Annotated in this window: 16 protein-coding genes; 6 read left to right on the forward strand and 10 right to left on the reverse strand. The window is 65.1% G+C overall.

All coding sequences use genetic code 11. The features are described from left to right. The first annotated feature begins 40 nt into the window (after positions 1–40). On the forward strand, positions 41–304 hold the full coding sequence (locus tag QGN17_RS11060) for a hypothetical protein (RefSeq protein ID WP_281044542.1): 264 nt from the start codon (positions 41–43) through the stop codon (positions 302–304). 25 nt (positions 305–329) lie between these two features. Here the strand turns inward: QGN17_RS11060 and QGN17_RS11065 are convergent, their stop codons facing one another. The 3 genes from QGN17_RS11065 to QGN17_RS11075 form a co-directional block, all read right to left on the reverse strand. Further along, positions 330–992, reverse strand: coding sequence for an SOS response-associated peptidase (locus tag QGN17_RS11065; RefSeq protein WP_281044543.1), 663 nt, complete (start codon positions 990–992; stop codon positions 330–332). A gap of 73 nt (positions 993–1,065) precedes the next feature. After that, entirely contained in the window at positions 1,066–1,473 is a 408-nt protein-coding gene (locus tag QGN17_RS11070; RefSeq protein WP_281044544.1) for an HIRAN domain-containing protein, read from the reverse strand. A 277-nt stretch (positions 1,474–1,750) separates the two neighbouring features. Further along, positions 1,751–2,410, reverse strand: coding sequence for an SOS response-associated peptidase family protein (locus tag QGN17_RS11075; RefSeq protein WP_281044546.1), 660 nt, complete (start codon positions 2,408–2,410; stop codon positions 1,751–1,753). 152 nt (positions 2,411–2,562) lie between these two features. Between QGN17_RS11075 and QGN17_RS11080 the strand changes: the two genes are divergently transcribed. From QGN17_RS11080 to QGN17_RS11090, 3 genes are read left to right on the forward strand one after another with little or no spacing between them, the layout of a single operon-like run. Next, complete coding sequence (locus tag QGN17_RS11080; protein WP_281044547.1) at positions 2,563–3,291, forward strand: ImuA family protein; 729 nt, start codon at positions 2,563–2,565, stop codon at positions 3,289–3,291. Continuing rightward, positions 3,215–4,753, forward strand: a complete 1,539-nt coding sequence (locus QGN17_RS11085) for a DUF6504 family protein (RefSeq protein ID WP_281044548.1) — start codon at positions 3,215–3,217, stop codon at positions 4,751–4,753. Before QGN17_RS11080 ends, QGN17_RS11085 begins: the two co-directional genes overlap by 77 nt. Positions 4,754–4,784: 31 nt before the next feature. Next, positions 4,785–8,108, forward strand: coding sequence for an error-prone DNA polymerase (locus tag QGN17_RS11090; RefSeq protein ID WP_281044549.1), 3,324 nt, complete (start codon positions 4,785–4,787; stop codon positions 8,106–8,108). 7 nt (positions 8,109–8,115) lie between these two features. Here the strand turns inward: QGN17_RS11090 and QGN17_RS11095 are convergent, their stop codons facing one another. The 7 genes from QGN17_RS11095 to QGN17_RS11125 all read right to left on the reverse strand — a co-directional run bounded on the left by QGN17_RS11095 (position 8,116) and on the right by QGN17_RS11125 (position 15,938). Continuing rightward, on the reverse strand, positions 8,116–8,742 hold the full coding sequence (locus QGN17_RS11095; protein WP_281044550.1) for a flavin reductase family protein: 627 nt from the start codon (positions 8,740–8,742) through the stop codon (positions 8,116–8,118). A gap of 188 nt (positions 8,743–8,930) precedes the next feature. Next, a complete protein-coding gene (locus QGN17_RS11100) occupies positions 8,931–9,245 on the reverse strand; it encodes a hypothetical protein (RefSeq protein WP_281044552.1) in 315 nt (104 codons plus the stop codon). Between the two features lie 334 nt (positions 9,246–9,579). Next, positions 9,580–10,062 (reverse strand): aminoglycoside 6'-N-acetyltransferase, encoded by a 483-nt coding sequence (gene aac(6'), locus QGN17_RS11105; RefSeq protein ID WP_281044554.1) that lies wholly within the window; start codon positions 10,060–10,062, stop codon positions 9,580–9,582. 91 nt (positions 10,063–10,153) lie between these two features. Beyond that, the gene (locus QGN17_RS11110; protein ID WP_281044555.1) at positions 10,154–11,551 is read right to left on the reverse strand and encodes an MFS transporter; all 1,398 of its coding nucleotides are present in this window, start codon (positions 11,549–11,551) and stop codon (positions 10,154–10,156) included. A gap of 22 nt (positions 11,552–11,573) precedes the next feature. Continuing rightward, a complete protein-coding gene (locus tag QGN17_RS11115; protein ID WP_281044556.1) occupies positions 11,574–13,454 on the reverse strand; it encodes a hypothetical protein in 1,881 nt (626 codons plus the stop codon). 45 nt (positions 13,455–13,499) lie between these two features. Beyond that, entirely contained in the window at positions 13,500–14,573 is a 1,074-nt protein-coding gene (locus tag QGN17_RS11120; protein WP_281044557.1) for a lactonase family protein, read from the reverse strand. 171 nt (positions 14,574–14,744) lie between these two features. After that, positions 14,745–15,938, reverse strand: a complete 1,194-nt coding sequence (locus QGN17_RS11125) for an MFS transporter (RefSeq protein WP_281044558.1) — start codon at positions 15,936–15,938, stop codon at positions 14,745–14,747. A gap of 205 nt (positions 15,939–16,143) precedes the next feature. On the opposite strand from QGN17_RS11125, the gene QGN17_RS11130 reads away from it, so the two are divergent. Beyond that, positions 16,144–17,040: a LysR family transcriptional regulator gene (locus tag QGN17_RS11130; RefSeq protein ID WP_281044559.1), complete on the forward strand. Its 897-nt coding sequence runs from the start codon at positions 16,144–16,146 to the stop codon at positions 17,038–17,040. Between the two features lie 82 nt (positions 17,041–17,122). After that, entirely contained in the window at positions 17,123–18,250 is a 1,128-nt protein-coding gene (gene pabB / locus QGN17_RS11135) for an aminodeoxychorismate synthase component I (protein ID WP_281044560.1), read from the forward strand. Positions 18,251–18,262 lie beyond the last annotated feature (12 nt).

The following is an 18,262-nucleotide window of genomic DNA, read 5'->3' on the forward strand; positions in this document are numbered from 1 at the left end:
TCGGGGTTGGCTTCCCGTCGCGCCTCCTCTACCGAGCCTCATGGCTGCCATCGCAAAGATCACCGCATTCCCCGACCGGCTGTTCAAGGCGCGGTACTGGAGCTTGCCGGACAGCAAGAGGGTGTGGGTTTACGTCTCCGACGAGGTCACGCCGCATATGATCGCGGTCGATCTCGCGGATCCCGATCCCCATCTGGAACCCGTCATCGCCCGAATGAAGGAAAGCCTTCTTCCGTTCCGCAACGCGCGCGAGCGACGGGCGGGCAGGATCGGACGCTTTCTGGTGTCCGAAATCGGCGCCTGATCCGCGTACGCAACAGCTTTGAGGGTCAGAACAAGGTCGCGGGCGCGTCGGGTGCCGGCTTTGGCATCTTCTTCTTCACCCAAAGCTCATCGGTGCGGGTGATCTCGATCAGGTCATCGGGAAAGCAGCGCTTCTGGAATGCGACGGTGTCCTCGAAGCTGCCGTGAAGCCAGTGATCATATTCCTCCGGCACCAGCAGCACGGGCATCCGGCTATGGATCGGCCGTATCGCCTCGTTGCACTCGGTCATGGCACCGGAATAGACCGGCCCCCAGCCATATTGGTGATCGTCAGTCCATAGGCCAGCCCAGGCGAAGATCGGCTGGCCCTTCACATTGAACCAGGTGCGGGTCATCGACCCTTTCGGACCCTCGGCCTCGGCGAAGCCAGTCAGAGGGATCAGGCAACGCCCGCGCGGATTGACCGCATGCCGCTTCCACATCCCTTTCTCGAGGTCGGCGATATTGTTGACCGCCTTCGGTTTGGCTGTGGGAGCCATGGTTTTCAAGCGGACCGGGAAGTCCCAGGTCATCGATTGCATGATGCGTTCGCCGCCCTCCTCGCGGACGACCATGCCGGTACCGCCAGGAAAGACTTCCGCGCCGGCGTTCGACGCCAGGGGATTGCGAACATTGAAGTGCGCCGCGACCGCATCCGGGCCCAAGCGCTCGGTGTATAAGTTGCACATCGCGCGAGGATGACATGGAAGCCGGCGGCCGCCAATGCGGACATCGGCGTCCGCATCTCGACCGGCTTGCCCGTCAGGCGTCGGGCCAGATCTCGTCCGGATAGAAACTGTCGTCCCATTCCGGCGAGCGTCCGGCTGTTTGCGCAGGCCGCGATGGAGGAATGACGGGATCCTCGCCCGAGAAGCTCACCCGGATCAGCGCCCCGCCCTTCTCCGGCGCCTGGAACACCGCCCGGATCTCCTCGCCGAGCCGGATCTTCGATCCGATCCACCCACACCGTTCGGCGCTCAGATAGCCGATCTGGATGCCCCGTGCGCTGAACACGGCGACGGCCGACGGGTCATGCTTGTTCTTCGGTTCGGGAGCGAGCTGGATCGCTTCGCCCGCCGCGCACAGCGCGATCTCGAACAACCGGTTGCCGCCGTCCGCGTTGGGGTGGATGCCGCCGACGACGGACAAGGTCATATCGGGCCGGGCCATGACACGCGCTATGCCATGGCAGGACGATGCGCGCGAGGAACCTCTCCCCACGATCGTCGTTCTGCTTCCCGAGGACCGGACCTTTTGCCCCCCCGCTCTCCGGCCTCACGAATAAAGCGCCTCGTAGCCACCCGCCCCGGCTAAGAGGCGCCTTTTATTTCAGATACTTGCTATGGCCGAAGGTTGATCGTTAACCCTTGCGGGTGTAGATCTACGGCCAGGGCAAATGGGTCGCACGCCCCCGCCGGCTTTCCCGCCTGGCGGGGGCGGTTCCATTTTAGAGCAAAGCGAATTGCCGCTCGGTCGCGGGCGGTGCCACACCGCTCCCCCATAGATCGTCGGTATGATCGACCTTCATCCGCTCGGCCGCGAAGGGCGGCCGGAACTGGAAGCGGATGACGTCCTCGATCCCGCCGTGCAGCCACTGATCATATTCGTCGCGCTCGAGCAGCACCGGCATGCGATCGTTTGTCGGTGGGATGGCGGCATTGGCCTCCATCGTCATGCCAGCATAGACGGGCCCGAATTCAGGCGTTTTCCGGCAGAAGCCCGCCCATGTAAGGATGGGCTCTCCATGGACCGAAAACCAGGTGCGGGTCTTGGCGCGCGGCACGCCCTCCGGGTTCGCGAAATGGGTGAGGACGACTAGGCAACGGTAGCGGGTGTCGACGACCATCGTGTCCCACATCGAATTCGTGAGATCGGCGACCAACCCGATCCGGCCCGCCTCCTCGCCGCGCAACCGGGCTTCGCGTGTCAGGCGCGGAAAGCCCCAGTCCATTCTCCGCAGGATCCGCCGTCCCTTGCTTTCGAGGACGACGAGACCGGGCAGGCCCTCCCTGGTCTCCTCGGGCACGAGGAGACCAGCCGCCGGCTCGGCATCGAAATGCCGGGCGATATCGGCGATGCTGGCGCGGACGGTGTGCAGCCTCGACATGGCGTCCTCGGTTGCAGAACGATTCGATGCGGCCTCTCTAACATGGAACATAATTAGAACAAAGATACTGACGTCCATCTTGACTCTGGCGCCGGATCGATACGAACAAAGAGGGAACGATTCACCCCTGATCCGAGTCTTTTTCCATCGTCATGCGCGAGCCCCCTGCCCTTGCCCAGCTGCGTGCGCAGATCGCCGAGATCGAAGGCGTCGCCGCGCGCCATGCGCATCTGGCCTTTGGCGTGGAGGCGATCGACGCACTCCTGCCGGGCAGCGGCATCGCGGCAGGCGCGCTCCATGAGGTCGCCGGCAGCCGAGAGCTTGCCGATGACGCCGCCGCCACCGTCTTCCTCGCCGGCATCCTCTCGCGATTCGAGGGCCCGGTCTTCTGGTGCCTCAGATATCGCGACCTGTTCGCGCCCGCGCTCCATCTCGCCGGCTTGCATCCCGATCGCGTGATCTTCGTGGAAACGGCCAGCGACACCCATGTGCTGACCGCGATGGAGGAATGCCTGCGGCATCCGGGCCTCGCCGGCGTCGTCGGCGAACTCGGCAAGGTCGGTCTCACATCCTCGCGTCGCCTGCAGCTTGCAGCCGAAACGTCGGGCACACCTGCCTTCCTGTTCCGGCGCGCGAGCGATCCCGACAAGCGGACCGAGGGGAGTGCTGCCGTTACCCGTTGGCGGGTCCGCGCCGCGCCCAGCGAACAGCTCGGCATCCCGAGCCTCGGCCGGCCGCGCTGGGAGCTTGCGCTCGAGCGCGCCCGTGGCGGTGATCCCCATCTCTGGATCGTGGAGGGGTGCGATGCGCAGGGTCGTATCGCTCTTCCTGCCCAGCTGGCCGACAGACCGGCTGCGCAGGATGGCCGCCAAGCCGCCTGAGGCCTCGGCCCCGCTCGTCACAGCGCTGCCCGACCACGGCCGCCGCGTCATCGCGGCGGTCGATGCGGCGGCGCGCCAGCTCGGCATCCAGCCCGGCATGACGGTCACGCGAGCCCGTGCCTTCGCGCCGAACCTGGCGATCGTCGATGCCGATCCCGACGACGATCTCGAAGGCTTGAAGCGGCTCGCGCTGTGGGCGGGACGCCGATACTCGCCGCTGGTTGCCCCCGATCCGCCCGACGGCATCTGGATCGACATTACCGGCTGCGCGCACCGCTACGGCGGCGAGGAGCCGCTGCTCAAGGATATCCTGCGCCGCGTCGCGGCGTCCGGCACCACCATTCAGCTCGCGGTCGCCGATACAGCCGGCTGCGCGCACGCGGTTGCGCACCACGTGCCTTCGGGACGGCCGACGATCATCGCACCAGGCAAAGCGCACGCAGCGCTCTCGATCCTGCCGGTCTCGGCGCTCCGGATCGAGGCCGGCGTCGCCGAAGAGCTGCGCCGCATGGGCTTCGAGCGGATCGAGCAACTGATTGCGGCACCCCGCGCTCCGCTCGCCAAGCGTTTCGGCCGTCAGCTCTTCAAGCGGCTCGACCAGGCGCTCGGACAGATCCCCGAACCGATCGAGCCGATCTTTCCGCCCACCGTTCCGCGCGTCCGGCGCAGCCTGCTCGAGCCGATCGGGACGGCCGAGGCCTTCGGTCAGGTGATCGCCGACCTCGTCGGTGACCTCATTCCCCTGCTGGTCGGCGCCGGCATCGGCGTGCGCCAGCTCGACCTGCTGTTCGAGCGGGTCGACGGACAGTATCAGGTGATCCGCGTCGGCACCGCCTCCCCGGTCCGGGATGCCGCCCATCTTGCCAAGCTGCTCGCCCAGAAGATCGACACGATCGATCCCGGCATGGGCGTCGAGGCGATGACCCTCATCGCAGCGCTGGTGGAACCGATGGGTCCGACCCAGAGGACGGGCCTCATCGACAGCGGTCGGCGCGGACCGGATCTTGCTGCCCTGGTCGACGCACTCGCCAACCGCTTTGGTCCTGACCGGCTCTACCGGACACAACCGAACGCAAGCACCATGCCAGAGCGCGCGATCGGTATCGTCCCTCCACTCTCGCCTGCCGGTGATGCCGGCTGGGATGATGATTCGCCCCGGCCGGCGCGCATGATCGTCCCGCCCGAGCCGATCGAAGTGATTGCGGCGCTGCCCGACCATCCCCCGGCAATGTTCGTGTGGCGCGGCAAGCGCAACCGCGTGGCCCAGGCAGACGGCCCGAAGCGCCTCCATGGCGAATGGTGGCGTGAGGCCGGGCACGAGGCTGACATGCCATTTGCGGTTCGCGATTATTATCAGGTCGAGACGATAAGCGGCGGACGCTACTGGATCTTCCGCCTGGGCGACGGCGAGCGCTCGACGACCGGGCCGATGAAGTGGTTCATCCACGGCGCGTTCGCGTGACCGCCTTGCCAGTTGATCCGGGCGACGGCGCATGAGCGAAGATCCGCTCGAAGGCGCCCGCTATGTCGAGCTGCAGGTCACGACCCACTTCAGTTTCCTGCGCGGCGCCTCCTCGCCTGCCGAATTGCTCTCGGCTGCCGCTTTGCTTGAACTCCCCGCGGTCGGAATCGTCGATCGCAACACGCTGGGCGGCTTGGTCCGCGCCTGGGACGCGCAGAAGGTCACCGGCGTCCGCGCGATCGTCGGCTGCCGGATCGATCTCGTCTGCGGCACGTCGATCCTGGTCTATCCTACCGACATGGCGGCCTATGCCCGGCTCTGCCGTCTGCTCAGCATCGGCAAGGGACGTGGCGGCAAGGGCGCCTGCCATCTCCACTGGTCCGACCTCGACGACTGGGCGGAGGGGCTGATCGGCATCCTCGTCCCCGATCGGGCCGATGCGGAGACCGACCAGGCGCTGGCCCGGCTTGTGCGCGCGTTCGGGGCGCGCGCCTACATGGCGCTCTCGATCCGGCGCCGGCCGAAGGATGCCGTCCGCCTGCGCGATCTCGCCATCCAGGCCGCCGCCGCCGGCGTTCCGACGGTCGCAACCGGTGATGTCCTCTATCACAGCCCCGACCGCCGGCTGCTCCAGGATGTGGTGAGCTGCATCCGCGAGAAATGCACGATGGACACGCTCGGCCGGCGCCGCGAGCGCTTCGCCGATCGGCATCTCAAAGCCGCCGACGAAATGGAGCGCCTCTTCGCCCGCTATCTCGGCGACACCGCGCCGGTCGCGCGCAGCGTCGAGATCGCCCGGGCCTGCCCGCTCGATCTCGGCCAGCTCACCTACACCTATCCGGACGAAATTGGGGCGAGCGGCCTCACGCCGCAGCAAGAACTGGAGCGACTGACCGAGGAGAAGGCGCCGCAGCGCTATCCGGACGGCGTACCGGAGAATGTCCAGAGCCAGATCGATCATGAGCTTCGCCTGATCGCGGAGCTGAATTACGCCCCCTATTTCCTGACCGTCCACTCGATCGTCGCCTTCGCACGCTCGAAGAATATCCTCTGCCAAGGCCGTGGATCAGCGGCGAATTCTGCGGTCTGTTTCGTGCTCGGCATCACCTCGATCGACCCGGTGAAGTCCGAGCTGCTGTTCGAGCGCTTCGTCTCGGCTGAACGCCGCGAGCCGCCCGACATCGACGTCGATTTCGAACATGAGCGTCGCGAGGAAGTGATCCAGTGGATCTACGAGACCTATGGTCGCGAGCGCTCGGCGCTTACGGCCGTCGTTGCCCGCTTCCGCACCAAGGGCGCGCTCCGCGAGGTCGGCAAGGCTCTGGGGCTCAGCGAGGACGTGATCACCGGCCTGTCATCCCAGATCTGGGGATGGAGCCGCGAAGGCGTCGACGAGCGGCACGTCCAGGAGCTCAACCTCGATCTGACCGACCGGCGACTCGCGCTGACGCTGGACCTCGCACGAACGCTTCAGGACACGCCGCGCCACACCAGCCAGCATCCGGGCGGTTTCGTCCTCACCATGGGGCGGCTCGACGAGCTCGTCCCGATCGAGCCGGCGGCAATGGAGAACCGCCAGATCATCGAATGGGATAAGGACGATATCGACGCGCTCGGCTTCATGAAGGTCGACGTGCTCGGTCTCGGCATGCTCGGCTGCATGCGCCGCGCCTTCGATCTCCTGAGCGAAGACAAAGGGATCCAGCTCGATCTTGCCACCATCCCGAGCGAGGATCCCGAAACCTACCGGATGATCCAGCGCGCCGACACGCTGGGCTTCCAGATCGAGAGCCGCGCACAAATGGCGTCGCTGCCGCTCCACAAGCCGACGACCTTCTACGATCTGGTGATCCAGGTGGCGATCGTGAGGCCCGGCCCGATCCAGGGCGACATGGTCCATCCCTACCGGCGGCGCCGTGCCGGCCTCGAGCCAGTCGTCTATCCGACGCCCGAGCTCGAGCGCGTGCTCAAGAAGACGCTGGGCGTGCCGCTCTTCCAGGAACAGGCGATGCGCGTTGCGATCGAGTGCGCGGGCTTCACGCCATCGGAAGCCGATCTGCTGCGGCGCGCGATGGCGACCTTCAAGCTGACCGGCGGCGTCTCGCATTTCCACGACAAGCTCATCAACGGCATGATCGGTCGTGGCTACGACCGCGAATTTGCCGAAGCCACGTTCAAGCAGATCGAGGGGTTCGGGAGCTATGGCTTCCCCGAAAGCCACGCCGCCTCGTTCGCGCTGATCGCCTACGCCTCCTCGTACATGAAATGCCATTATCCGGATGTCTTCTGCGCGGCGCTGCTGAACGCGCAGCCGATGGGCTTCTACGCGCCGGCGCAGATCGTCCGCGATGCGCGCGGGCACGGCGTCGAGGTGAGGCCGATCGACGGCAATCACAGCCGCTGGGACTGCACCCTCGAGCCGACGGGTGGTCGGTACCACGCGGTGCGGCTCGGCCTGCGCTATGTCCGCGACCTCAGGAACGAGGATGCCGCCGCGATCGTGCTGGCGCGTGGAAACGAGCCCTATTCGACCGTCGAGGAAATCCAGCGCCGGGCCAATGTCAGCGGTCGCGTCCTCGACCGGATCGGTCATGCGGCGGGCTTCGCCTCGGTGCAGCGATCGCGCCGATCGAGCCTCTGGGACGTAAAGGGCCTCGGCGAGCAGGCCCTGCCGCTGTTCGCGGCCGCCGATGAGCGGGCCGGCAAGCTTCGACCCGAGACGATCGAGCCGGCGGTCGATCTCGTGCCGATGGAGCAAGGCGCGGAGGTGGTCGAGGACTATCGCTCGGTGGGACTGTCGCTCCGCGCCCATCCCGTCTCGTTCCTGCGCGACGAGCTGACGGCACGGAAGTTCATGCCCTGCGGTGTGCTCCGCGACATGAAGGACGGACGCTGGGTCAATCTTGCAGGCCTCGTCCTGCTCCGGCAGCGCCCCGGCTCCGCCAAGGGCGTCATGTTCATCACCATCGAGGATGAGACGGACGTCGCCCATCTCGTCGTGTCGACGAATGTCTTCGAGACATATCGCCGGGTGGTGTTTGGCGCGGCGATGGTGGGCTTAAGGGGTCAGGTCCAACGCGAAGGCGACGTCATCCATGTCGTCGTGCAGCGTCTCGACGATCTCTCGGACCTGCTGTCGAGCGTCGGCCATCGCAAGGACGTCGCGTCGGTCTACCCGGTCAGCCGGGCTGACGTGGTGAAGAACCCCATGGCGCCTGATCCGCGTGACCCCGCCGAACGGCCGCTCGGCCGCAAGCCCCGCGACCTCTATGACCCTGACCTGCGTCTGGGCTCGGGGATCATCCCCGGCCAGCCTACCGACGGCATCAAGGTCCGTTCTCGGAACTTCCGCTAGCGGAAACTCAAGCGATCTCATTTTCGGCGCGGAACGTCTTCCCCAGCTCGCCACGTGCCAGGCGATAATAATGCCGGAAATTGTAGATAAGCGGCGACCATTTGGCCGGATCGATGTGGCGCTCACCGGCAATGAGCTCCTCATCGACATGAACGTGCATGATCTCGATACGCGCCGACAGGCCTCCTCCCAACTCGTCCAGCTTGGCGCCACCAAGCCGATCGCAGCCCAGAACCCTTGCCTCCATCTGGACCGGACATTCGGCGACGCGATGGGGCTTCACCAGTTCGGCGACTTCAGGCGTAAAACCCGCGACGCCGAACTTGTCGCGCTCGGTATGAAACTGGCTTGCCTTCAGATCCGGCACCGGGTCCTTGGCGGTCAGCGGTGCGAGCTTCTCGACCTTCTCCCACATATCCGGACCCGGCAGATTGACGACGCACTCGCGGTGCCGCTGGAGGTTGTCCGCGGTCTGCGTCTCATCCAGAAGCCCGAGCGTCATCGTCCATCCCAGCGCCCAGAAGGATGAGATCGGAGCAAGGTCCGTCGTATCATCCTCATTGAGGGACGTGACGAGCGCCACGGGAGTGCCGAAATACAGGATCTTCGGCTCGATCGTGCGCTTCACACCCACGTCATGCTCCTAATCGCATGGCCCGCCAGAAAAACGGCCGCCGCCGCCTGAGGTTGCGACGAGCGGCGCGCTTAGGAATTGGCCGAGCATGGTCGGCTGCCAACCTCGATCGACAGCTCGACTGGATCCGGGGAACGGGCTGTCGAATCTTCGGCATTTCTAGCCATGCGAAGACGAGGCGAGAGGATCTATTGAATTGTCGCCATGGCCTGTTCGATCACGCTGAGCAGCTGATCGAACTGGCGCTCGCCCGTCGTCTCCACTTGCTGGCGGAACAGCTTCGCCTGGAGATGGACGGTGCGGCCAAGCTCTTCGCAGCGAGCGCGCAGGTGCTGGTTGGTGTGACTGCCGGGCTCACGCTCGATCAGCATCGCCATGACGACGAGCAGCGCGCTGAACCCGTTCTGATAGCTGCCGTCCCGTTCGTGCGACGCCTGGACCGCCTGCAACACCGACACCAAATTCGGGTCTTCGAGGCGAACCGCACGAACATCGTCGGGCATGATCATCCTTCCTTCTGTCTGCGGAGGAGATGAACCGGTGTCGCGATCACCGATGGCCGCTGCCTGGTTTAGTCAGGCTCCCCAGTGTCTTCACCAAGCGCGTCCCATTGGTCGGGCGTCATGCCCATCATCAGGTCGAAAAGGGAGGCAGCCGGACCGGCATCGCCGTCTGGCGCAAAGCTGCAAGCGTCCATTTCACAACTCCAGTTTGCGTCGTCGACCATGCGACGGACGCGTCGCGCTACCGCCAGCCGACTCGGCGAGAGCCACTGATTTTGGAACATAAACAGAACATGACCAAGAGGGGACCGCAGAAGTGGCTGACGACAGCCGGTTACTGGACCTCCGGGATCTCCAGGGATTTCCGGAAGAACACGACCCGCTCGGTCTCCGCGAAGCCGACGCCGCGATGTACCTTCTGAGACACTGCGTTTTCGAGCAGCGCATCAGATGCGAGCTCGGTGCAGCCACACCCACGCGCCCATTGCTCAACAGCAACAACCAGGCCGCGAGCGATGCCGCGTCGCCGCGCCGCCTCACGCACATAGAGCCCCTCGAGAAAACCCACCGGCGACGTGGCGCAGCCATTCACATAATCGAAGCGCAGCGAGGCTTCCGCGAAGCCAACCGGGGCGCCATCGCCATCGCGCGCGAGAAAGGCAATCAGCCTGGTCGGTTCATCGAGCGATGCCGCAGCGAACGTCCGGTGATCTTCTGCCGTCCCGTCGGCCCACAGCTCGCCGCGCAGGATCGACCAGTCATCCAGCTCGGCCGGGCCACAGATGTGAACGGTTGTGGAAGCGTCGATTGCAGGCATGGTGACGATCTATGCCGGCGAAGCTCCGGCATCAACCGATCGCGGCGGATATGCCGAAGTATCATGCACCAAGGCGAGAGCGCTCGGTATCTCAGTCCTCCAAACGCATCCGGGAGACTTGAGATCGCGCTCCAGCGAAGACGCTCGCGACGAGGGCAAAAGTCGACGCGACAAAGAGGGGCAAAGCGCCGTTCGTACCATCGATCCTCAAGATCGCGGCCGCCACGATCGCGCCGCAGGTCTGTCCGACAATGCGCATCGTCGCCAGCATGCCGGCCGCAGCGCCGCTGCGCCGCTGCGGCGCCATGGTCAGCATGATCCGATTGTTGGGCGTCTGGAACAGGCCGAAACCCATACCACCGATCGCAAGGGCGACAGCGCAGGGAATAAGGCCGGCAGACGCCGGCAGGAGCGCGATCGACAGGAAAGCCAGAGCGACCACGAACATTCCGATTCCAGCCAGCGGGCCGCTCGACGGACGCCCGGCCAGTCTTCCCGCGATCGGCGCGGCGATCGCCGTACCCACCGCAAGCGGGGTGATGAGGAGGCCGATCTCGACATGGCTGAGGCCCAGGCCGGTCTGAAATCGAAACGGCAATGTCACCAGCACGATCATCTGTGCCGCGAACGCCGTGATCGATGACAGGTAGGAGAGCCGCAACGCGGGCCGCGCGATCAGGTCCAGGGGAATGAGCGGGTTTTCGTCCCGGCGCCCGCGCCGCACCAAAATGACCCCGGTCATCGTGCCGAGAGCAGCAAAGCCGGCGGTCCGCAACGACGCCGTCGCATGTGCCATATCCGACCCGATCATGAAGACGCAGGCGAATGTCACGGCATTGAGCAGGGCGGACGGAAGATCAAACCGAGTGGCCCCTCCCCGCGCCTCCGGGAGCGCGCGAATCCCGATCGCTATTGAGACGATCGCCAGCGGCAGGTTGACGGCGAACAGCCATCGCCACGTAGCGATGGCGAGCAGGCCGGCGGCGACACTTGGCCCCGCCGCCGACGATATGGCGACGACGAGAGCATTGTATCCAATGCCACGCGCCAGACCCTCCCGCGGATACGTGTGCCGGATGAGCGCGCCGTTCATCGCCATGATCGCGGCGCTCCCAAATCCCTGGATGAAGCGGGCGATCGCCAGCGCGGTCAGGCTGCCGGCAAGCGCGCACCCGAGAAAGGCGCACGCAAACACCGCCACCCCTGAAAGATAGACCCGCCGATAGCCGACGCGTTCGCCCAGAGATGCCATGGACAGGAGAAGCATGGCGATTGCGATCTGATAGGCATTCACCACCCAGACGGCCGACGATGGTGAGGCGCCCAATTCGGCGGAGATGGTGGGCAGCGCGATGTTGGCGATGCTGGAATCCAGCACCGCCATCGTGACTGCGATCCAGATGGCGGCGAGCGCCCAATGACGTCGCGGCACCGGCAGGCCATCCTGCTCTCCGCCGGAGGCAGGATGCGCGACCGCGGCCTTGTTCATGCGCGCGGTCGCATCCGGGCGGTCACAGGAATTTGGCGGGAATGTAGAGGGGCATGGAATCCTCCCACAGACTGTCGGTCACCAGCCGCTTGTTTGCGCCGTCGCGGTCCATCACGAAGATCTGCCCATAAGGCTGGAAGGTGAAGTCGTAGATCGCGGCCTCGTCGCGGAAGCCGTACATCCCGCTCGAGTAGAGGATCTTGTTGTCATGGGTCCAGACCGAGTGACCGTCATTGGCGCCCGTCTCGGTCAGGATCTTGAAGTCCGAACCATCCGGTCGGATCGTGCAGACATGATAGTTCGCCGGGCCGAACTGGCGGGTGAAGGTAATCAGCTCGCCGTCGGGCGACCAGAACGGCAGATTGTCCTTCTCGGTGGTCAGTTCGCGGATGCTGCGATCTTCCAGATCGAAGATGCGCAGCCCGAAATGACCGTCGCCCCAGACGCGGTACACGATATGGCGCCCGTCCGAGGAATAGCTGGGGAAGCCCGAATGCACAGTGCCGTCGGTCAGCGCCTCGTGGAACGAGCCATCGCTCCGGCAACGCATCAGCACGGCTTTCTCGTGCCCCTTGCGCTCCTGGAACCAGTTGCCGCAACCGAAGGTGATCCACTCGCCGTCGGGCGACCAGCCAGGCTGGAACGCGCCGGCTATGCCTTTCTTGTTGAGCATCGGATCGAGCCCGGCCTTGGCGGCATCGAACGCGACCATCTGGTCCGTGCCATCGGGCTTCATCGTCACGATCGACGAATTGCCGAGCTGCTTCTGGGTGATCACCAGTCGCCCCTGGCGCGACAGCACCGGGAAGACGTCGGTAGACCGATACTCCCACTCCTCGTCCCAGCTGAACAGCGGCTTGTTCTGGGCGCGGAAGGCGAAGTTCACCTTCTCATAGACCACCAACGTGCCGTCGGGCGACCAGCAGGGCGAGCGCAGCTGGCGCAGCACAGGCGCCGCGCCCGAGGTGTAATGGAGACCGGTCGGCGTATCCTTCTGCATCCACGCGGCGTCGGTGGCGCGCAGGCCAGGTCCGCCGCCGCCAGCCTTGATGAAATAGGCTACGTCCTTGCCATTGGGCATGAACTGCGGCGCCAATTTCAGATCCGGTCCACTGGTGTGCTCAATGCGATCGCCGCCGGTCGCGAAATCGACCGAAACGATCTGCGAGACGACCCGCCCGATCCATTCGGGTCGCCGCGCGCCCCAGGTGAATTCACGCTCCAGCTCGTAGAAGAGAATGCGCGCGCCGTCGGGCGACCATTTGGGCGAGCCGAGGCAGAAACCGGGCTTCGAGGCGACCTTGCGCAGATCGCTGCCATCCGGCCGGATCGCGTAGATCGACAACTCCTGCGTATGTTCCCAGCCATGGCCGTCGCTATGGCCGGTCCAGCCCGTGCCACGATCGGAGGAGAAGGCGATCCACTGCCCGTCAGGCGACCAGGCCGGGCGGAGGGAACAGTCCGGGCTTTCCGGGTCGATCGTGTCGGCAGCCCCGCCCGTCAGCCGGCGCTTCCCGCCGGTCGCAATATCGACAACCCAGATGTTCGCGCGGAAGCCGTCGGCAGTGGAGACGAAGACGCCCTTCGTCCCGTCGGGCGACAGGACCAGCGCATCCTCGACCGACGGCGTCGCGACGACCGGCTGGACGTCGCTGCCGTCGATCCGGCAGCGATAGACGTCGGCCTGACCATCGCCGTTACGCTCGGTGGTAAAGCTGATCCAAGCACCGTCCGGCGAGAAGCTTGCATGATAATCGAGATTGCCCTCGGGCAAGAGCAGCCGCTCGTCGCTGCCGTCGGCGTTGGCGATGTAGAGCGCGGAGGCCGACGGGCCGATGCGGTTCATCAGCATGACGCCCTTCTTCGCCGTGGGCACAGTGCCGATCGCGGTTTGACTTTGCATGGGGTTCACTCCGGATGCCTGATTTAGATATATCTTCGATATGTCTTAACTGCTCGTCAAGTCCGATGGGATCACGGCGAAGCTCGTCGGCGTCGGGATCTCCAGCATGTCCGAGACCGCGCCAAGGCACCCGCTCACCGGATCGACGCTGCACACATTCACGGTGTCCGATCCCTGGTTCGCGATCAGCATCCACCGCTCGCCCGGCGCGATCTCCACCGCCCAGGGCCTGATGCCTCCGGCATCAACCACCTGGACCTCGCGCAATCCGCCATTCTCGGCATCGATCGCGAAGACGTGGATGGCATGCGTCCGCCGGTTGGAAGCGTAGAGAAAGCGTCCGTCGGCCGAGATCGCAAAGGCTGCCGCGCTGCGCCCCTCCATGTGGGGCGGGTCCATGGCGACGGAACCACGCGGCGCGAGGGTCCCGCTCGGCGCATCCCATTCAAGCACGAAGATTTCGGCCGACAATTCGCTGAGCAGATAGGCGTAGCGCCCATCCCGACCGAACAGCACCAGTCTCGGTCCGCATCCTGCAGGCAGCTGCAAATAGGGCATCTCATGGGGCGTGATCTGCCGCGCGCCGCCATCATATCGGTACAGGAAGATGCGATCCGACCCCATGTCTGGGACGAGCAGCCACGAGCCCGACGGATCGAGCGTCACCCCATGCGCATGCGGACCCTGCTGCCGGCGATGCGGGCCATTGCCGAAGGTCTGCTGGACCGAACTCGCGGTCCGCAGGCTGCCATAATCGACGACGGGTACGACAGCGACCTGACCGCCGCCAAAATTGGCGACGAACAAGTTCCGGCCGTCGGGGGTGATCGCGAGGTGGGTCGGTCCGCCGCCCGCCGATGGCGTGCGGCCCGCCTCGCGTAGCGTCCCAGACCGGACATCGACGGCGAAGGAGAAAACGTCGCCGGTGCGATCCCCGGCATTGCCGACCTCGCTGACCGCGAACAGCCGCGGCTTGCGCGGATCGGGGAGCACCCAGGTCGGTCGCTCGATCTCTGCTATCAGGCCGGCAGGGCTCAGTCGGCCGGTCGCGGCATCCAGCCGGGCGGCATGCACACCGGTATCCTGCGTTCCGATAAAAACCAGTGCATTATCGGTCACGGCGGGTCACCGTTTGGTGGTTCAGGATGCCGGGCAATTCATGCTCCAAATCAGATGGCGTCTGCGCACTGGCTGGTTGCGCAGGACATCGATCACGCCCGGCGCAGCCACAAGCCGGCGTCTGGTAAAATCAATGTCGCGCAACCCGCACCAATCACGTCGCACCCGGGATCAATGCGCGATCGGCGTGGCGGGCGATGGCGCAGATCGCCGCCAAACCGGCCACGCGACAAGGCTCAGCACGATGCCGAATGCCAGGAAGATCAGCGATCCGTGCGCGCCCAGAACGCTCGTCGCAAAAGCCACGGGCGGTCCGAACAACACACCCAGGAGCGTGATCTGGGTGATCAACCCGCTCGTCGCTCCCATGAAGGCCGGAGAGGGCGCAACCTGAGGCAACAGGGCCCACATTCCCACCTGGATGCCGAGTGCGAACATCAGCGCGCAGTTCATCGCCATCGCCGGCCCGAGCCCGGTGGGTGCCAGGATCAGCCCGAGCCCCGACAAGGCTCCCAGAAGAACGGCGGCACAGCCGAGCAGCCACGGAGGCACCCCGCGCGCGAAAGCCAGTCCGAAACCGAAGGCACCTGCGACGTTGCATGCCATCGACAGCATGTTGAACGACTGGACCTGGGCCTCGCCCGCTCCAATGCTCCGGGCGAGAAGATGCGGCAGGACAGCGACAAAACCGGTCTGAAGAAACGCCGCAGCGGCGAACGAGGCACCGAGAATGAAGGGCCAGGGAGTTCGCAGCACTTTACCGATCCCCGCCAGTCGGGACGCGCCGGAAGCATCGGGCAAGGTGGTAGGCAACAGCAGCCGGGCCATGGTCATGAGGATAATAACCCCGCAGCCATGGCCTATGAATACCGCGCGCCAGCTCAGCGCTGATCCTGCGAGGATCCCGTAAAGCGACGACAGAATGAAGCTCGACGGTATCACCGTGGACCACAAGGCCAGCGCCGCGGTCCGCCGCCGTCCTTCGGTCAGCCGCGCGATCATGGTAACGGCGGCGACCACGGTGCACACATAGCCGAGCCCCGCGACGAAGCGGCAAGCGAGCAGGACGGGCATCGTCCGGCTCAGCACAACGCCGGCGTCCCCGAGGCAGATCACGGCCCCGCCCGCGAGCATCGTCGGGCGATCCCCGATGCGATCGACCAGCCAGCCGATCGGCAGGGACGTCAGCGCGGCCGCCAATGCCGGTATCGACATGACGAGCCCGATCGTGGCCGGAGACGGCGGCCGGAATTCGGCCGCAATCCCGCCGAGCGCCGGCACGGCGGCGCTCACCACCATCATGCCGAATACCCCGATCAAGAAGATAAGGACGATGTCGCGCCATGACGCAATTCTGTCTGCCACTGGGTCCGATCCTCTCGCGCCAATCCGGTCGCCCGCCGGTGAGAGGATTGTCGCTTGGGCCGCACGAATGGATCAACGCCACGGCTTCGAAACTCACTGTTGCGATAACCGCACCAATAGCCTCTTGCCCACGCGCGGCCATTTGATCAGGCTCACCTGTAACAAGGACGAACAGACAAGCGTCCGTATACGGGGCGGCAAGAGGATGGACAGACTGACGACCATGGCGACCTTCCTGAAGGTCGTGAGGCACGCCAACTTCACGACCGCGGCGGAGGAGTTGTCGATCTCGCGCACGCTGGTCTCCCGCCACATCGCCGACCTCGAGCTCCATCTCGGTCTCAAGCTCCTCAACAGGACGACGCGCTCGGTGACGCCGACCGAGGCGGGCTTACGCTACACGGAGCTGTGCGAGCGGGTGCTCGGCGAAATCCGGCACGGCGAGGAGGAATTGTCCGCCATCAAGAACCAGGTCGAGGGCGAGATCTCGATCCTGTGCCCGATCTGGATCGGCAGCTTCGGCATCTCGGTCGCCGCCGCCGAATTCTGCGCGCTCAATCCCAAAATCTCGATCAAGCTCCATTTCGAGGAGCCATCAGCGAACCCGCACGAATTTCTGGCGCTCGGCTATGACGTTTCGATCCAGCCGAACACGATGCGCGATTCCTCGATCGTGGCGAAGAAAATCGGCAAGATCGATCATATCCTGACGGCCTCCCCTGCCTATCTCGAGCGGCACGGCGCCCCGGAATCCGTCGCCGCACTGTCCGAACAGGTCTGCCTCGCGAAGATGAACGACACATCCTGGTCGTTCGCCAACGGGGAACGGCACGCGCTGCGTGTCCCCTCGCTTTTTTCCTCGAACAGCGTGTTCGCATTGCGCGAGGCATCGATTGCCGGGCTCGGCATCGCCATGCTTCCGAAGGGCATCATCCAGGATACGCTGGAGAAAGGCGCGCTCGTCGAAGTGTTGCCCGATTTCCCGATCGCGCCGCGTCCGCTCTATATCGCCTTCCCGCCAGGGGGCGATGCGCCACGCAAGACCCGTGCGTTGATTTCCTTCTTCGCCGACTGGTTCAAGACGCGCAAGTTTCCGACCTGACGGGCCTTACGGCGTGCCTTGTGCCGATCTCCGATGGCCTTGTACGGAGCCGGTCATCCTGCTCGATGATGCCGGCGCGAAAATGCGCGACGGATCACGCCTCTATCGCGGCATCGAGGAGGTTGTCATCGCAAGGGCGGCGCACGAGATCGCGCCGGCCTTGGAGCGCCTTTCGTCGCGAGCCGGTCGTTGGGCCGGCTATCTCAGTTATGAAGCCGGGCTGGCCCTGGAGCCGAAGCTCGCTGCACTGCGTCAGCCGGCCGCGACGGACGATGCCCCGCTCCTCTGGTTCGCGCGTTTCGGGTGTTGCGAACGGCTCGATAGCGCCGAGACGAACAACTGGATCAAGAAACGGAGTGAAGCGCCAGGGCGGCTGGAAGGGATGCAGCCCTCCATCGAGCAGGCCCGTTATGCGGATGCTTTTGCCCGCATCGCCGATGCAATCGCGGCTGGCGACATCTACCAGGCCAATCTGACCTTCCCGCTGTCCGGACGATGGACGGGCGATCCTTTCTCGATCTATGCGGCGCTCAGACCTGCCATGGGCGCGAGCCACGGCGCTTTCCTCTTTGATGGCGAACGCTACCTGCTCAGCTTTTCGCCCGAATTGTTTTTCCGCCTCCGCGGGCAGGCCATCCACGTCCGTCCGATGAAAGGCACTTCTCCCAGGGGCCGGACGGCGGAGGAAGACGGCCGATACGCCAATGCGCTGCGAAACAGCATCAAGGATCGCGCCGAAAACCTGATGATCGTCGATCTCTTGCGCAATGACCTGTCGCGGATTTCGGTACCCGGCAGCGTCCGGGTGGAGCAGTTGTTCGCCATCGAGCGGTATCCGACGCTCCACCAGATGACGAGCAGCGTCACGAGCATGGTCGCCCCGGCTATCCGCACCGGCGACATTCTCGGCGCGCTCTTTCCCTGCGGCTCGATAACGGGCGCGCCCAAGATCCGCGCAATGCAATTGATCGCGGAGGTCGAGGCGCGTCGGCGCGGTGTCTATTGCGGTTCGATCGGCCGCGTAGATCCGTCTGGTGACGCCGAGTTCAATGTCGCCATCCGCACCCTGGTCCTGGCCGCCGACGGCACCGCATCGCTCGGCATTGGGTCGGGGGTCGTTGCGGATTCAGCGATGTCCCGGGAATGGGAAGAATGCCTGCTGAAAGCCCGCTTCCTTCAGGCGATGACCGGGGCCACCGCGCAACGATAAGGGAGCCGGGTC

It is taken from the genome of Sphingomonas oryzagri (assembly GCF_029906645.1).
GTDB classification, from domain to species: Bacteria; Pseudomonadota; Alphaproteobacteria; order Sphingomonadales; family Sphingomonadaceae; genus Solisphingomonas; species Solisphingomonas oryzagri.